At 57.5% G+C, this 14,404-nt stretch carries 15 protein-coding genes; 5 read left to right on the forward strand and 10 right to left on the reverse strand.

Translation table 11 applies throughout. The annotated features are described in order from the left end of the window. Window positions 1–537: 537 nt before the first annotated feature. Both HZS81_RS03485 and HZS81_RS03490 read right to left on the reverse strand, forming a co-directional pair. On the reverse strand, window positions 538–849 hold the full coding sequence (locus HZS81_RS03485) for a hypothetical protein (RefSeq protein WP_179929170.1): 312 nt from the start codon (window positions 847–849) through the stop codon (window positions 538–540). A gap of 15 nt (window positions 850–864) precedes the next feature. Beyond that, the gene (locus tag HZS81_RS03490; protein WP_179929171.1) at window positions 865–1,440 is read right to left on the reverse strand and encodes a hypothetical protein; all 576 of its coding nucleotides are present in this window, start codon (window positions 1,438–1,440) and stop codon (window positions 865–867) included. A 551-nt stretch (window positions 1,441–1,991) separates the two neighbouring features. Here HZS81_RS03490 and glnA point away from each other — a divergent pair. From glnA to HZS81_RS03515, 5 genes are all read left to right on the forward strand, one after another. Beyond that, window positions 1,992–3,398 carry a glutamate--ammonia ligase gene (glnA, locus tag HZS81_RS03495; protein WP_179929172.1) on the forward strand — a complete coding sequence of 469 codons (1,407 nt, stop codon included), beginning with the start codon at window positions 1,992–1,994 and terminating at the stop codon, window positions 3,396–3,398. A 155-nt stretch (window positions 3,399–3,553) separates the two neighbouring features. Next, window positions 3,554–4,078 carry a DUF4124 domain-containing protein gene (locus HZS81_RS03500; RefSeq protein WP_179929173.1) on the forward strand — a complete coding sequence of 175 codons (525 nt, stop codon included), beginning with the start codon at window positions 3,554–3,556 and terminating at the stop codon, window positions 4,076–4,078. Window positions 4,079–4,363: 285 nt separating this feature from the next. Further along, complete coding sequence (gene glnL, locus HZS81_RS03505; RefSeq protein WP_179929174.1) at window positions 4,364–5,449, forward strand: nitrogen regulation protein NR(II); 1,086 nt, start codon at window positions 4,364–4,366, stop codon at window positions 5,447–5,449. After that, window positions 5,442–6,872 (forward strand): nitrogen regulation protein NR(I), encoded by a 1,431-nt coding sequence (gene glnG, locus HZS81_RS03510; protein ID WP_179929175.1) that lies wholly within the window; start codon window positions 5,442–5,444, stop codon window positions 6,870–6,872. The genes glnL and glnG overlap by 8 nt, the downstream gene beginning before the upstream one ends. A 125-nt stretch (window positions 6,873–6,997) precedes the next feature. Then, a complete protein-coding gene (locus HZS81_RS03515; RefSeq protein WP_179929176.1) occupies window positions 6,998–8,173 on the forward strand; it encodes a GGDEF domain-containing protein in 1,176 nt (391 codons plus the stop codon). A 4-nt stretch (window positions 8,174–8,177) separates the two neighbouring features. On the opposite strand, the gene HZS81_RS03520 is transcribed toward HZS81_RS03515, so the two are convergent. The 8 genes from HZS81_RS03520 to phnC form a co-directional block, all read right to left on the reverse strand. Continuing rightward, window positions 8,178–9,110: a ChaN family lipoprotein gene (locus tag HZS81_RS03520; protein WP_179929177.1), complete on the reverse strand. Its 933-nt coding sequence runs from the start codon at window positions 9,108–9,110 to the stop codon at window positions 8,178–8,180. Window positions 9,111–9,148: 38 nt separating this feature from the next. Continuing rightward, the gene (locus HZS81_RS03525; RefSeq protein WP_179929178.1) at window positions 9,149–9,319 is read right to left on the reverse strand and encodes a DUF6435 family protein; all 171 of its coding nucleotides are present in this window, start codon (window positions 9,317–9,319) and stop codon (window positions 9,149–9,151) included. A 116-nt stretch (window positions 9,320–9,435) separates the two neighbouring features. Next, window positions 9,436–9,960 (reverse strand): YqiA/YcfP family alpha/beta fold hydrolase, encoded by a 525-nt coding sequence (locus HZS81_RS03530; protein ID WP_179929179.1) that lies wholly within the window; start codon window positions 9,958–9,960, stop codon window positions 9,436–9,438. Between the two features lie 68 nt (window positions 9,961–10,028). Then, window positions 10,029–10,568, reverse strand: a complete 540-nt coding sequence (locus tag HZS81_RS03535; RefSeq protein ID WP_179929180.1) for a phosphatase PAP2 family protein — start codon at window positions 10,566–10,568, stop codon at window positions 10,029–10,031. Further along, window positions 10,531–11,700 (reverse strand): glycosyltransferase family 4 protein, encoded by a 1,170-nt coding sequence (locus tag HZS81_RS03540; RefSeq protein ID WP_179929181.1) that lies wholly within the window; start codon window positions 11,698–11,700, stop codon window positions 10,531–10,533. Before HZS81_RS03540 ends, HZS81_RS03535 begins: the two co-directional genes overlap by 38 nt. Before the next feature lie 98 nt (window positions 11,701–11,798). After that, the gene (phnE, locus tag HZS81_RS03545) at window positions 11,799–12,614 is read right to left on the reverse strand and encodes a phosphonate ABC transporter, permease protein PhnE (RefSeq protein WP_179929182.1); all 816 of its coding nucleotides are present in this window, start codon (window positions 12,612–12,614) and stop codon (window positions 11,799–11,801) included. Between the two features lie 31 nt (window positions 12,615–12,645). Then, a complete protein-coding gene (gene phnE, locus HZS81_RS03550; RefSeq protein ID WP_179929183.1) occupies window positions 12,646–13,479 on the reverse strand; it encodes a phosphonate ABC transporter, permease protein PhnE in 834 nt (277 codons plus the stop codon). Continuing rightward, window positions 13,476–14,351: a phosphonate ABC transporter ATP-binding protein gene (phnC, locus tag HZS81_RS03555; protein WP_179929184.1), complete on the reverse strand. Its 876-nt coding sequence runs from the start codon at window positions 14,349–14,351 to the stop codon at window positions 13,476–13,478. The genes phnE (HZS81_RS03550) and phnC overlap by 4 nt, the downstream gene beginning before the upstream one ends. Window positions 14,352–14,404: the final 53 nt, after the last annotated feature.

The following is a 14,404-nucleotide window of genomic DNA, read 5'->3' on the forward strand; positions in this document are numbered from 1 at the left end:
GAACCTTGAAAAGCACAGCGAGGACGTCTTTAATCAGTGCTTTTTAGAACCTTAACAAAGTCGAAAGTGGCAATGCCTATACAGTTTGCGCCAACGCAACTGGATGTCTCCGCTGACTATTGCGCTGCTTGGTATCTAACAGTCAAGATCGGAAGGTTAATATGCGGGACCCTTTGTCGCTGATCGCGTGTTTGCTAGAGACGTTCCTGGCTATCCTCTACGCCCTCCCGCGTAGACACGGTTGGCTCATAGGCGGTATCGAAATATTCCTGATGGCCGCGTCAGTTATCCTTGTCGTCTCGTATCTTCTGCGATGAAATTGAAATCCGCGCCCGACTTAGATGGATCGCCTTAATAAGAAAGGGCATAAACATGTTGTGTTCTGGATGCGTATGCCGCAGAAAGGCGGCGAGAGAGCGTGATTAAAGCGCAAGAAATCCCGCCATTGAGCGGGTTTTTTTATGGGTGATGAGATGACGAAAAAAGGCTGCAACAAGACGGCTCTAGCCCTCGGTTGGGGCTGAGTGGTGTCTTTACCTAATCCTCGTCGTCTTCGGGCGAGGGTTCGAAGGCGCGCTTGTCATCAGGTAGCCGGACGTAGTCGTTCAATGTGAGCTTGCCGAGTTGCTCTAGCCTTTGGCCATTGGCGTCGATAATGGCGATGACTTTGCCGATGCTGAGTTCGTCATCCTCGCGGTAGGCTTCTACTTCCACGCGTATGATGTGCTGTTGGTAGCGTGCGGAGAGAACGTCGCCCGGGCCTGTTTGAGCATGTTGGGCGTCGTCGTTGGAAAAAAGCGCCATCACGCTTAGTTGGCCGGGGTCGTCCCATTCAATATGTTGATGCATCGTTTATCTCCTTGCTTACGAAAGAATATTGTCGTTGGCGTGGTTTTTACGCGGGTTTAAAGGATGCCAGCGCGTTGGGCAGGCATTGAGCCGATGGAGGAAATCGTTGATCGCATCGTCATCGAGCTCGGGGTCAAAGCCGCCCAACTTCTCTAACCAGCTGCGGCGAATGACGATATAGGGCGGGTGCGCCTGGGCAGAGGTGAGAAAACGCTGCAGTAGTCGCGCAGGCAGCGCGGGCGGCGTGAGCCCAACTTGCATGGCATCGAAAAAGTAAGCCTCTAACTTTGGGGTTAATCCCGCCCATGTGTCAGGTGCTAACGACTTTGTCTGCAGCGCGATAATCACCCATTCGGTTTTTAATTTGGCAATGGCGTAGTTAAAGCGCGCCCCTAGTGTAAGCGTAGGCGTTACCAAAAATTGTGCGTGATAATGATGTTGAAGGCGCATTGAGCGCGGGTCAGGCTGTAACGCGGTAATCACGATGGGGGCATTTGCCATTTCATTGTAGGGCGAGCGTATATTCGCCAAGTGGCGTGGTAGCTGGGCACCGGTCACTAGAGCATCAAGGATAAAGCAAGCAGGCCCCATTAACCGATCCTCTCAAAGGCATTCAGCCTCTACGAATGTTTTAAGCAGCTATGTTTTAAGCAGCCAAGTTTTCAGCGGTTAGCCGCGATGTTAGTCGCCGTGGCGTTTATCACGAGAAAATGAGCCCTCATAGTCTATTTGTAATCAAGTGTAGTTGTTAGTTCATTTTTGTATCAATCGCATTTTAGTGTGAAAATACGCAGCGTTAGCGTTGGATGCTCTTATTTGGTGCATATAGTTTTGCTGTTGCGTTATTTCGGTGCAGATTATGTGTATAAGCGACGGCTGTGGCGGATATATCGCCTCCCTGCAACATAAGGGCGCATAATGGTATGAAATTAAATATAATAAAAACAGGTGTTTGCGTTTTTGTTTTCTTTTGTGGTGCAAGGTTGGCATATTCCCTGCATGGTTGTTACCAGCGGCTAATGACGTAGGCAGGCGCTGCCTTGACGTGCTAAAACAGTAGCCGATTTACCCTTTGCGCCAAGTCATTGCCTCGGCAATTCGGGCGCGCAGAAATGCTAATTACGTTTACACCGGAGGACACCATGTCAGCCAAGACGCTTGCACTGATCGAAGAACACGACATTAAGTGGGTCGACCTACGCTTTACCGATACCCGCGGTAAAGAGCAGCACGTCACCATCCCGGCGCGCGATGTCGATGAAGAATTTTTTGAAAACGGCCAGATGTTCGACGGCTCTTCCATCAACGGTTGGAAGGGTATCAACGAGTCTGACATGATCCTGAGCCCGGAAGACGGCAGCGCCTATCTCGACCCCTTCACCGAAGACGCCACGCTGGTGCTCCGCTGCGATATCATCGAGCCAGCGACCATGCAGGGCTATGATCGTGATCCGCGCTCCATCGCTAAGCGCGCAGAAGCGTACTTGCAGTCGACTGGCTTGGGCGATACCGCTTTCTTTGGCCCAGAGCCTGAGTTCTTTATCTTTGACGAGGTGCACTGGAAGTCGGATATCGAAGGCTCCATGTACAAAATCTCCTCGGAAGAGGGCGCTTGGTCGACGGATCGTCAGGTCGAAGGCGGCAACCTAGGCCACCGTCCGCGCGTGAAAGGCGGCTACTTCCCGGTGCCGCCGGTCGATAGCTTCCACGATATGCGTGGCGCGATGTGTAACACCCTGGAAGCGATTGGTCAGTCCGTTGAGGTTCACCACCACGAAGTGGCGAATGCCGGCCAGAACGAAATCGGCGTCAAGTTCAACACGCTGGTGAAAAAGGCCGATGAAGTACAGGAAATGAAGTATGTGATCCACAACGTGGCGCATGCTTACGGCAAAACCGCGACCTTCATGCCGAAGCCGATTGTGGGCGATAACGGTTCGGGCATGCACGTTCACCAGTCGTTCTGGAAAGATGGCCAAAACCAGTTCGCTGGCGATGAATACGCCGGTCTGTCTGAAATGGCGCTTTATTACATCGGCGGTATCATCAAGCACGCCCGTGCGCTGAATGCGTTCACCAATGCCTCGACCAACTCTTACAAGCGTTTGGTGCCGGGCTTTGAAGCGCCGGTTATGCTCGCCTACAGCGCCCGTAACCGTTCGGCGTCGATTCGTATCCCTTATACCGCAAGCCCGAAAGGCAAGCGTGTGGAGCTGCGCTTCCCTGATCCCACCGCTAACCCGTACCTGTGCTTCTCGGCGATGCTGATGGCGGGTATCGATGGCATCAAGAACAAGATCCACCCGGGCGATGCGATGGATAAAAACCTCTACGACCTGCCGCCGGAAGAGGGTAAGTCCGTACCGACCGTGGCTCACAGCTTGGATCAGGCGCTGGAAGCGCTCGACGCTGACCGCGCCTTCTTGACCGAAGGTGGCGTGTTCTCCGACGAAATGATCGATGCCTACATTGAGCTTAAGATGGAAGACGTGGACCGCCTGCGCATGGCCACGCACCCGCTTGAGTTCGATATGTATTACAGCTGCTAAGTACCGGTTGCTAAGTACCAGCTGTTAAGCACTGCGGTTAAAATCTCTCATCAAAGGTGAGACGATCAGAAGCCCCGCCTTGGCGGGGCTTCTGCATTTTAATGGCGGTGTTTATGACCAGTCGCTTTTCACGCGTCTGATGTAGGGAGATAGCCATGCAACATATACAAGCGGTAAGAATAGCGGCTCTCCTGTTAGGCGCGCTGCTGGCCGCTCCGCTGTCGGCGCAGACCGTCTACCGCGTGGTGGACGAGCAAGGGCGTGTGACCTATACCGATAACCCCGCTAGCGGCGGGGATGAAGTGGAGGTGGCACCGTTGCCGAATGTGTCCTCCTCGCGCGCTGTTACGCCAAAAGCGTCGACCGAGGCGCCTAAACGTAGCGCCCCTGGGCGACCGTTTATGCCCTACGACCGCTTTATGATCGAAAAGCCCAGCGACAACGCGCGCTTGGCGAGCCCGACCACGGCGGTAGAACTTTCGGTGAGCCCGAGACTGCGCGATGACCATCAGGTGCGCCTGCGTGTTAACGGTGAGGTAAGCCAGTCGGCGCTGCACAGCGAGGCGTTTTGGTTGGCGAATTTACCCGCCGGCACTCATCGGTTGCAGGCAGAGCTACTCGATAGCCAAGGGCGCGTGCGCCATCAAACGCCACCGGTGCATCTCACGATTGAACCTTAATGCACACTATTGGTGCATTATGAGTTAGGCAACGTAAGGGCTATGCGCCGTCAGTGCGCAAAGGCATCGGCGTCGTGCGCGCCAAGCGTGCAGCCTGGATGCGTTTTTTCACCCCCATCGCGATAGCTGGCGTACTTTTTGCAGGTACTTTTACAAGTACTTTGACAAGTGCTTTGACAGGTACTGCTTGCAGCTATTTTTGTCATCGTTTTTGTAAATACGTTTTCGGGTAGCCTATCGATGCGTTGATAAGGCAATTTTTCCGGCGAAGGCCCAGGACACTTCATGTATCAGCGTTTACTCGAACATCTCACCACAGCGGTGCTGCTATTGGACGGCAAACTCACCGTGCGCTGGATGAATCCGGCAGCAGAGGCGCTTTTGGCCGTGAGCATGAGCCGCGTGAAGGGCGCAAGCCTGGATGCCTTATTGGGCGGCGGCGCGAGTGCTAGCGCGGGCGTCGGTGACAGCATTGATAGCGTGCTCGCCAAAGCCCGCGATGCGTTCCACCCCTATACGAAGCGGGAGGCGCGCATTGTGCCGCTTAACGGTGAGCCGTTAACGGTGGATTACACCGTGACCCCGCTCTCCGCCGATGAGCTACTGTTAGAGGTAGAGCCGCGCGACCGGCTGATGCAGATTTCCCGCGAGGAAGCGCTTACGACGCGCCAAGAGACCATTAAAGTGCTCGCCCGCGGGCTGGCGCACGAAGTGAAAAACCCGCTCGGTGGGATTCGCGGCGCCGCGCAGCTTCTAGAGCGCGATTTGGATGACCCCGCCCTCAAGGAGTTCACCCGCATCATCGTCGAAGAGGTCGACCGGCTCAAAGACTTGGTTGACTCGATGCTAGGCCCCAACCACATCGTCAGGCACGAGCCGGTGAATATCCATAAAGTGCTGGAGCGGGTGCGTTCGTTGCTCATCGCCGAACATCCGCAGGTGGAGATGATTCGCGACTACGATCCGAGCCTGCCGAATCTCTACGGTGATGAAGCGCAGATGATTCAGGCGGTGTTGAACGTTGCGCGTAACGCCGTGCAAGCGATGACGGATGCTGGCACGCAAGCGCCAACGTTAATGCTGCGCACCCGCGCGAAGCGCCAATTCACCCTGGGGGCGGAGCGCCACCGGCTGGTGAGCGAGGTCAGCATTATCGATAACGGCCCCGGGATCCCCGAACCGCTGCAGGAGACGCTGTTTTACCCCATGGTCTCCGGGCGCGCTGAGGGCAGTGGGCTGGGGCTTTCGATTGCGCAGTCGATCCTGCATCAGCACCAGGGGTTGATCGAGTGCGAATCGTACCCCGGCCATACCGAATTCCGTTTATTGATCCCCTTATTTGTTGATTCATCGGAGACGCGCGATGACTGAGTCAAGCCGTAACGACGTTGCCCGCGTGGTGATTGTCGATGATGACCGTGCCATTCGCTGGGTGTTAGAGCGCGCCCTGGCGCAACCGGATTTAGCGGTTGAGTGCATCGAACGCGCCGACACCGTACTGGAGCGTTTGATCAATGACCCGCCCGATGTGCTGGTGACCGATATCCGTATGCCGGGTATCGACGGGTTGGATCTTATGGCGCGTATCCGTGAGGCGCACCCGGATTTGCCGGTCATCGTGATGACCGCGCACTCGGATCTGGATAGCGCCGTGGCTTCTTACCAAGGCGGCGCCTTTGAGTATCTGCCCAAGCCGTTCGATGTGGATGAAGCGCTGGCGCTGGTGCGCCGGGCGGTGGCGCATGCGCGTGAACGCCAGCGGCCCATCACCGCCCCGGAGGGGATCAACGCTGAAATCATCGGTGAAGCCCCGGCGATGCAGGAGGTGTTTCGCGCCATCGGGCGGTTGTCGCATTCGCACATTACGGTGCTGATCAACGGCGAATCAGGCACGGGGAAAGAGCGCGTGGCGCAAGCGCTGCACCAGCACAGCCCACGCGCGGGCAAGGCGTTTATTGCGCTTAATATGGCGGCCATCCCACGGGATTTGATCGAATCCGAGTTGTTTGGCCATGAGAAGGGCGCCTTTACCGGCGCGACCGCGCAGCGCCAAGGGCGCTTTGAGCAGTCCAACGGCGGCACGTTATTTCTGGATGAGATCGGCGATATGCCCGCCGAAGCGCAAACGCGCTTGCTGCGGGTGCTGGCCGATGGTGAGTTTTATCGCGTGGGGGGCCATACGCCGGTCAAGGTGGATGTGCGTATCATCGCCGCAACGCACCAAAACCTGGAATCGCTGGTGGAGGAAGGGGGCTTTCGTGAAGATCTGTTTCATCGCTTGAACGTGATTCGTATTCACCTGCCGCGACTTTCCGAGCGACGCGAGGATATCCCCCGGTTGTCCCGCCACTTTCTCGCCGAAGCGGCCAAAGAGCTTTCCACCGAGATCAAAGTGCTCACCCCTGAGGCCGAAGCGCACTTAACGCGGTTGCCGTGGCCGGGTAACGTGCGGCAGTTGGAAAACATCTGCCGCTGGCTGACGGTCATGGCGTCTGGGCGCGAAATTCTGGTGGAAGACCTGCCCCCCGAGCTTCGAGCCGTGAGCCCCGCCGAAGGCTCAGCGTTCGGCGATTGGCGCAGCGCTTTTCGCGAATGGGCCGACCATGCCCTGGCGGAAGGCCATACGCACTTACTGGAAGAGGCGGTACCGGATTTTGAACGCATTCTGATCGAGACGGCGCTCAAGCACACCGGCGGGCGCAAAGGCGAAGCGGCGGAGCTTTTGGGGTGGGGGCGCAATACGCTCACCCGCAAACTTAAAACGCTGCTGCCAGCGCTGGCCGATGATGTCTAGCGGGTGCGCCATTGTTCGCCGTTGGCATGACAGTATGACGTATATCATGACGCCATAGAGGAAAGCGCGTTAGCGTATCGCTCTTGTTTAGCCCCCGTCCGTTAATGACAAAAAGAGCCAACGATATGCCAAGCCCGATGCCAGCACACTCCGAACGTCGAAGCGACCCGAGTATTGCTAAGCCGGCCGAGACATCATGGGTTTCCAACACTGTAAGTGCCTTAAGCGATACGTTGACGACCCGCCACCATAGCCGCGATTTTATCTTTGCCCATGGTCATTATCTGCGCAGCCGCGTGATGGCCGTGGGGTTTATTTTTTTACTCCTTTCGCCGCTTTGGCTATTAATTGATACGTTGATGCTGCCCCGAAGCGTACAAAGCTACACGCTGACCGGGCGTGTCGTGATGATGCTCGGCTTTGCCGCTGTGGTGTGGTGGGCTTGGCGTAGCGAAGAGAGCATTCGTCGCATCCGCTTTAGCGCCGGCGCTTTGATCGCGCTGCCCGCGCTCTTTTATGCGCTGGTGTTGAGCGTCCTCCCCAGCGGCGCGAATCAAGCGCTGGTGGGCTACGGTTTTATCCCCTTTTTGCTCGTCGCCGCATTAAGCGTGTTTCCGTTTACGCTGTTGGAATCGCTGCTGGCGGGGCTTCTGCTGCAGGTGCTGTTGGTCTTTGCTCAGCACGTTAACGGTAGCTGGCTGACGCCGGCGGGGCTTGAAGCCCAGTGGCTATTGGCGACGTTGCTGATCGTGGCGTTAACCGCTAACCATTTTCAGCTCAGCCTATTGCTGCGGCTGTATCGTCAGGCAACCCACGATGCGCTGACAGGCCTTTTAAACCGCGGGGCGATGGAGCGGCGACTGGCCGAGATCGAGCGGGAAGAAGCGCGGACCGGCAAACAGGTGCCTTATGCGCTGTTGATGCTGGATATCGACTACTTTAAACGCGTTAACGACACCCATGGCCACTCGGTGGGGGATAAAGTACTGCGTGAGTTTGCCCGCCTGATTGCCCTGCAGGTGCGCGCCGGAGATTTCGTTGCCCGCTATGGGGGCGAGGAATTTGTGGTCGTGCTGCTGGGTGCGGACATCGAAAACGCGACCTACGTGGCAGAGCGAATTCGCCAAGCGGTGGAAGGCGCTACGCTGTTCGACCACGACGGCAACCCCGTCCCGGTCACCACCAGTATCGGCGTTGCCTGCCCGGAAGAACCGCTAAGCAGCGAGGCAACACTGAAAATTGCCGATGAGCGCCTTTACTTCGCCAAAGAAGGCGGTCGCAACCGCGTGAATAACGGCTAGCGGGTTATGGTTCATTTACGGATTGTGGCTCATTTAAAAGATATGGTTCATCTAAAAGATAAAGCGCATCGGCGAGTGTGGTATCCGGCGGATCGCACTCAAGTGTGCTGGGCATGAGGGCCATGTGCACATCAACCCCCAGCGCGCTGAGTTGGTGCGGCACGCCATCGCCGTAGGCTAAGTGCCCAACGCCCATTAGCCCCACGGCCAGGTAACCCGCCCGTGTGGCATCCGCAAGGGCGCTGGCCATTGCGACATCCCACGTCAGCTGGGCATTGAGAAAGCGTTCAAACGCCGCTTCGGGCGGTTCATCATCGCCGTGCCCCATGGGGTGGGCGTCAAACGTCTCTTTTAGCCGCTGACGGTAAGCGTCGCTTGGGTTAGCCGGCGCTGGGATATAGTGGCGGTTTTCTGCCGCCACCGCGTCAAACCCTTCCGATGCCAGCGTTTGGCGGAGTGCCGGACGAATATTGAGCGCCAGTAGCGGGATTTGCTCCATGCGCGCGAAGTGCAAAATGGGCCAGTAAAGCTCAGCATTAAACCCCCAGGCGTTGTGCCAATCGCTTTCGGCGAGAAAGGCCTCCTCACTGAGCTCCCCCGCGACCCAGGCGTCTAACGCGGGCTGGGCGTCGCGCGGTAGCATCTCTAACCCGATCACCAAGTTGTCGCGATGGGCAGCAAGCCCTGCCAGCGTATGCAGCTGCCAGCGATGATGCGTCACTTGGTCATGGTGCTCGCCGAGTAACACTACGTCTTGCCGCGCCGCTTGCGCGAACAGCGCTGGGGCTGAAACCGTCACGCCGTTTTGCCACCAACTGCCAGGCATTAAGGTCTCCGCCGATGCCTCAGACGATACGCATTCGCTGGCCTGAGCGGTCGATAAAAAACTTAGCGCCAATACGGCGAAAGCGGGCGTTAAGGCGCGGCTAAAGAGCATGGCATCGTCCTGGGGTGATGGTTTAGCGGTCCTAGGGGTTAATTGGCCTCAAGTTTCTGAATCTCTGCAAGCAGGCCTTCCGCTTCTTCGGTCAGCGTGGCGTTAGCGCGCATATCGCCGTTACGCGATGCTTCCATCGCTTGTTGTAGCTTGCGCTCGTAATCCTGCTGCAGTTTCTTTTTGGGGTCGCGCTTAAATATACCAAACATGGGGGAGGCTCCTCTGTTGTGTATACTATTTGTAGAGGTTTTGTTTGCCTGTGTCCAATGTTGCCGCCCGATCATTACGCGGTAACAGCCTTGGATGCCGTTTCGGCGCTGCGCTTTCAGGCCGATGGAGGCTTGAAAAAGCCCCGTAGGAAATGCTCAAAGTCGTTCAAAATGACAGGTAGGCTGGCATGCAGGCGGTGATCATCGTCGATAAGGCGTAAAGAGAGGCGTTGGCGCTGGGCAAAATCGATGACCGGCCCCGGCGGGACGACGTCGTCCCGCCAGCCGTGGACGATATGCGTCGCCCGTGCGTGCAGGGTGGGAGAGGTTTCTGGGTAGTCAGGTAGGCCAATGGCGGGGGCAATCAAAAAACACCCCCGGGTGGCGTGCTGGGCACTGACCATGGCGCTTAGCCAGCCGCCGAGGCTTGAGCCTGCCATGACGCATTCAGCCGGGTTGTCACCGCGGGCATTCAGCGTTTTATTAAGGTGCTCAAGCCGGGTTTGCGGTTCGGGCATCTCGCGGTAATCCATCACCACCGGTTCGCAGTCGTCCAGTTTTTCCACAATGCCTTTTAGGGCCTGCATTTTTAACGCGCCAGGGCCGCTTTCCAACCCGTGGGAGAGATATACCGTGATCATGACAAACCCCGATTAATAGTAGTCATCAACCTACAGTAGCGCCTTCTCTCCTGGCTTGCCAAGCGACGTCAACCCATCAGCGCCAAGCTCAACAGCGCAAAGGCGTAGCCAATGGCGGCACCGGCTAGCACGTCGCTGACGTAGTGCAGGCCAAGCCCCACGCGTGAGATGGAAATCAGTAGCGCTAACGGAATCACAATAGGCAAAAGCCACGGCGTGTGGGCCGCAACCAGCACGCTAAACATCACCGCGTGCATGGTGTGGCCACTCGGAAAACTGTAGCGGTCACGGGCGGGCTCACTGCACTGAATGCCATGGCGATAGGTAATAAACGGACGCTCACGGCATAACCGAGTTTTCACCAAGCGGTAGACGAAAACGGCGAGAAGCGCGGTAAGCGTGTATTGCATCAAGCGCATGCCGCCTTCGGGCAGCAAAAATGGCTGGGCTAAAATCAGCGCCACCCATACCGGCCAATCACCGATCCGGCTAGCGGCCTGTAGCGTGACCCGCCAGGGCCGATAGAGCGAGTAGCGCGTTATGCGCTGACAGAATTGCCATTCGAGCAAATCAAGACGATCGAATACGGCAAGAGGGCGTGGTCGCATGATATGCCTCCTGGGCTTGATGAAGATACGTAAGTAGCTGCCGGGCAATGCCCGACCAGCTCTGTTCTAGCGCGCGAAGACGCGCCAAACGGCCAAAGCGGGCGTAATCGGCGGGGTGTTGGCACAGCGATACCGCCGCTTGGCGAAAGGCATCCCTGTCACCGGCGGTGAGGGTAAGGCCGTTATGACCGTGTTGAATTAGCTCGGCGCTGGCGGCGTGTCGATACGCCACCACGGCTAAGCCGCTGGCCATGGCTTCTGTCACCACATTGCCCCACGTTTCTGATAACGAGGGAAAGAGGAAAATATCGGCGCTGGCGTAGTGTCGGCTTAATGCCTCGGGCGACAAAAAGCCGGTAAAGTGGACGTCAGGCATCGCTTTTTGCAATTGGGCGCGCGCCGGGCCATCGCCGACGATGACATGAGCCATATCCGGGCGCACGCTGCGCATGGCATGCAAGGTTTCTTGCAGTAGCGCTAAGTTTTTTTCTGCCGCGAGACGGCCCACATAAAGCGCCACCGGCTGGTGGTCGTTTACCCCCCACTGGTGGCGAAGAGTAGCGTCGCGATGCTCGGGGGAGAATTTATCCCCCTCGATCCCGCGTGAGAGCACGTGGACGTGCTCAATGCTGTCGCCGCGTAAGGTGTCTGCCTGTGCTTGAGTGGGCACCAGCGTCAGCGTGCAGCCGTTGTGAAAGTAGCGTAGATAGCGCTTGGTGGTGGCGGCTAAAAAGCCCATGCCGTAGCTGTGGCAGTAGTGATCAAAATTGGTATGCCAGCCGGCCACGATGGGAATGTGTAGTTGCAAAGCGGCTTGGCGCGCCGCCCAGCCCAACGGCCCCTGCGTGGCCAAATACACCACATCGGGGCGCTGGGCGAGAAAGAAACGCCGCATCTTCGTCGGTGTCGTCAGGCCGATTTGCACATCGCGATAGCCCGGTATTGGCATCCGCGGTACGTGACGCTCGGCGTGGATTGCCCCCGTTTGCCCGGAAGCGGTGCTTTGCGGTTTTGGGCGAACGAGATCAATCGTGACACCCAGACGCGTAAGCTCGTGGCTTAAACGGCGAAGCGTATGCGCTACGCCGTTGATTTCCGGCGCCCAGGTTTCACTAACAATACACAGCCGCATCGCGAAGCCACCCTTAAGTTTAATATGAGGCTAGTGTGGCGGGCGGCGATGACAATGCCACGACAGGTAGGTGAAGAAGTGATGACCATGGACGCCGTTCAGATAATCGCGTGACGCACTTTGGCGGATACCCATTCGGAGACCAGCACCGTGGCAAAGATCATGATGAAAATCACGCTGACTTGATCCCAGGCCAGGGTGTTGATGGAGGCGTTAAGCTGCAAGCCGATACCCCCCGCGCCGACTAGCCCCAGCACGGTGGATTCGCGAATATTGATATCCCAGCGGTACACGCTGATACCGGCAAACGCGGGCATCACCTGGGGCAGCACACCGTAGCTCATCACCTGCATGTGACTGGCGCCGGTGGCGCTGATGGCCTCTACGGGCGTCGGGTGAATCTCTTCAATCGCCTCGTATAAAAGCTTGCCCACAAAGCCAATCGAGCGCAGCGCAATGGCGATAATCCCCGCCAGCACGCCAGGGCCGAGAATCGTCACCAGCAGCATGGCCCAAATCAACGAGTTGATGGAACGCGATGAGACGATGATCACCAGGGCGGCGCTACGAATTAGCGGATGCGGCGTGGTATTGCGAGCGGCCAAGAAGGCCACTGGAAACGCCATCATAATACCGAGCGCCGTGCCCAAGGTGGCGATGTTGATGGTATCCCACATGGGCTTCCACAGCTGAGAGGCGTAGCCCCACTCGGGTGGGGTCATACGGCTAATCAGGTCGGCGCCCTGGCGACCGGCATCTTCGACAAACACCCACATGGTGTTATCGGAAATCATCTTCCAGCAAAGCAGAAATAGACTGACGCCCGCCAGCCAAGCCAAGTACTGCAACCATTGCGTGCGCGTCGTGCGCCGCCGCCAGATCGGCAGGCCCTGGGGTGTGGTGGAAACAGGCATGTAAGTTCTCCAGGGGGTACGGGTTTATGAGTTACTGGGTCCAGCGGCGGACATGGCTTGAGCTGTACTCGCACAACAGCACGATGGCAATGATAATTAGCAGGATGGCCGCAGAGGTATCGTATTCGTAGCGGCTCAGCGAGGTATTGAGCGTGGCGCCGATACCCCCCGCCCCGACAATGCCGATCACCGATGACTCGCGAAAGTTGATATCCAGGCGGTACATGGAAAGCCCAATCAAGCGCGGCATGACTTGGGGTTGAATCGCGTGATTCATGGTCTGCCACCAGCTGGCGCCGGTGGCGCGCACGGCTTCTACCTGACGCCAATCCAGGTCTTCTACATCCTCGGCTAGCAGCTTGGCCATAAAGCCTATCGTGGCAAATGCCAGGGTGATCATGCCCGCAAAGGGGCCAAAGCCAAACATCACCACAAATAAAATCGCGATGATGACCTCTTGGAAGGTGCGTGACACCGCAATAATGGCCCGGCAGATAAAATACATCGGCAAGGGGGAAATATTGCGCGCTGCGCCTAACCCCACGGGGATCGCCAACAACACACCCAGCACCGTGGAGGTGAGCGTCATGGTCAAGCTTTCCAGTAAGCCCGTGACGATATCGTCATAACGGCTAACAAAATCGGGCCTCATAAACGCGCCCAGAAAATTCAACGCCCGGCCCGCGCCTTCGGCCACCCGCTGCCAATCCACTTCAACTGAGGCCAACGCCAACACCAAATAGACCACAGCGCCGATAGCGAGCCCCCAGCGCATTCGCTGGCTATCAATCAGCGGCAGCCGCCGCCATTGGCCGCGCTGCGCCGCTTGTTGGCGGGCTGGTAGTGCGTCAATCTGTTCACTCATCGCGCACCTCCACCCGCTACGCTTGCCAGCGGTCGCTGCTCCCGAGCGGCGCGGGGCTGGCGGCGATGCGTTTCGTCAGCTTCAGTCTCTGTGTCCGCATCAGCCCCGTCGGCTGGCTCAGGTGTTGTATCCCAATCCTCTTCACCATAAATAGTGGTAAGAATCTCGTTGGTGAGCTCGCTGGGTGGGCCGTCAAACACGATCTCTCCGGTGCGCAAGCCGACGATGCGGTCGGCAAACTGTTGCGCCAGGGCGACGTCGTGGATATTAATGATCGCGCCAAGCTCGCGTTCAGCGCATAGCTCGCGAATCAAACGCATGATCTGGCGTGAGGTTTTTGGATCAAGGCTGGCGGTGGGCTCGTCAACCAGCAGCAGCTTCGGGCTCTGCAATAACGCTCTAGCAATACCGACACGCTGGCGTTGGCCACCCGAAAGCGCATCGGCACGTTTATCAAGCGCGTGGGTAAGCCCTACCCGCTCCAACAGCCGGAATGCTTCGACAACCGCTTCCTGTGGGTAGCGGCGTAGAAAACTACGCCAAAAGCCCACGTAGCCGAGCTGGCCGGAGAGTACGTTTTCCATCACGGTAAGACGATCAACCAGCGCATACTCTTGGAAAATCATGCCCATAGAGCGGCGGGTGTGGCGTAACCTATGCCCTGAAAGCTTGGTGAGTTCGGTGTCTTCCAGGCGGATGCTGCCTTGGGTGGGTTCAACCAACCGGTTCACACAGCGAATCAGCGTGCTTTTGCCCGCACCGGATGGCCCAATCAACGCCATCACCTGGCCCTTGGGCAGCGTGAGATCGATATTCGTCAGCGCCCGGTCACCGGTGGGGTAGCGCTTGTCTACGCCGCTTAATGTCAACATTGTGCTACCTCGTGTACATAACGCAGCGGCCAGGAAGGGAGGCCTTCCTGGCC

Source organism: Vreelandella salicampi (assembly GCF_013415105.1).
In the GTDB taxonomy this organism is placed as follows: domain Bacteria; phylum Pseudomonadota; class Gammaproteobacteria; order Pseudomonadales; family Halomonadaceae; genus Vreelandella; species Vreelandella salicampi.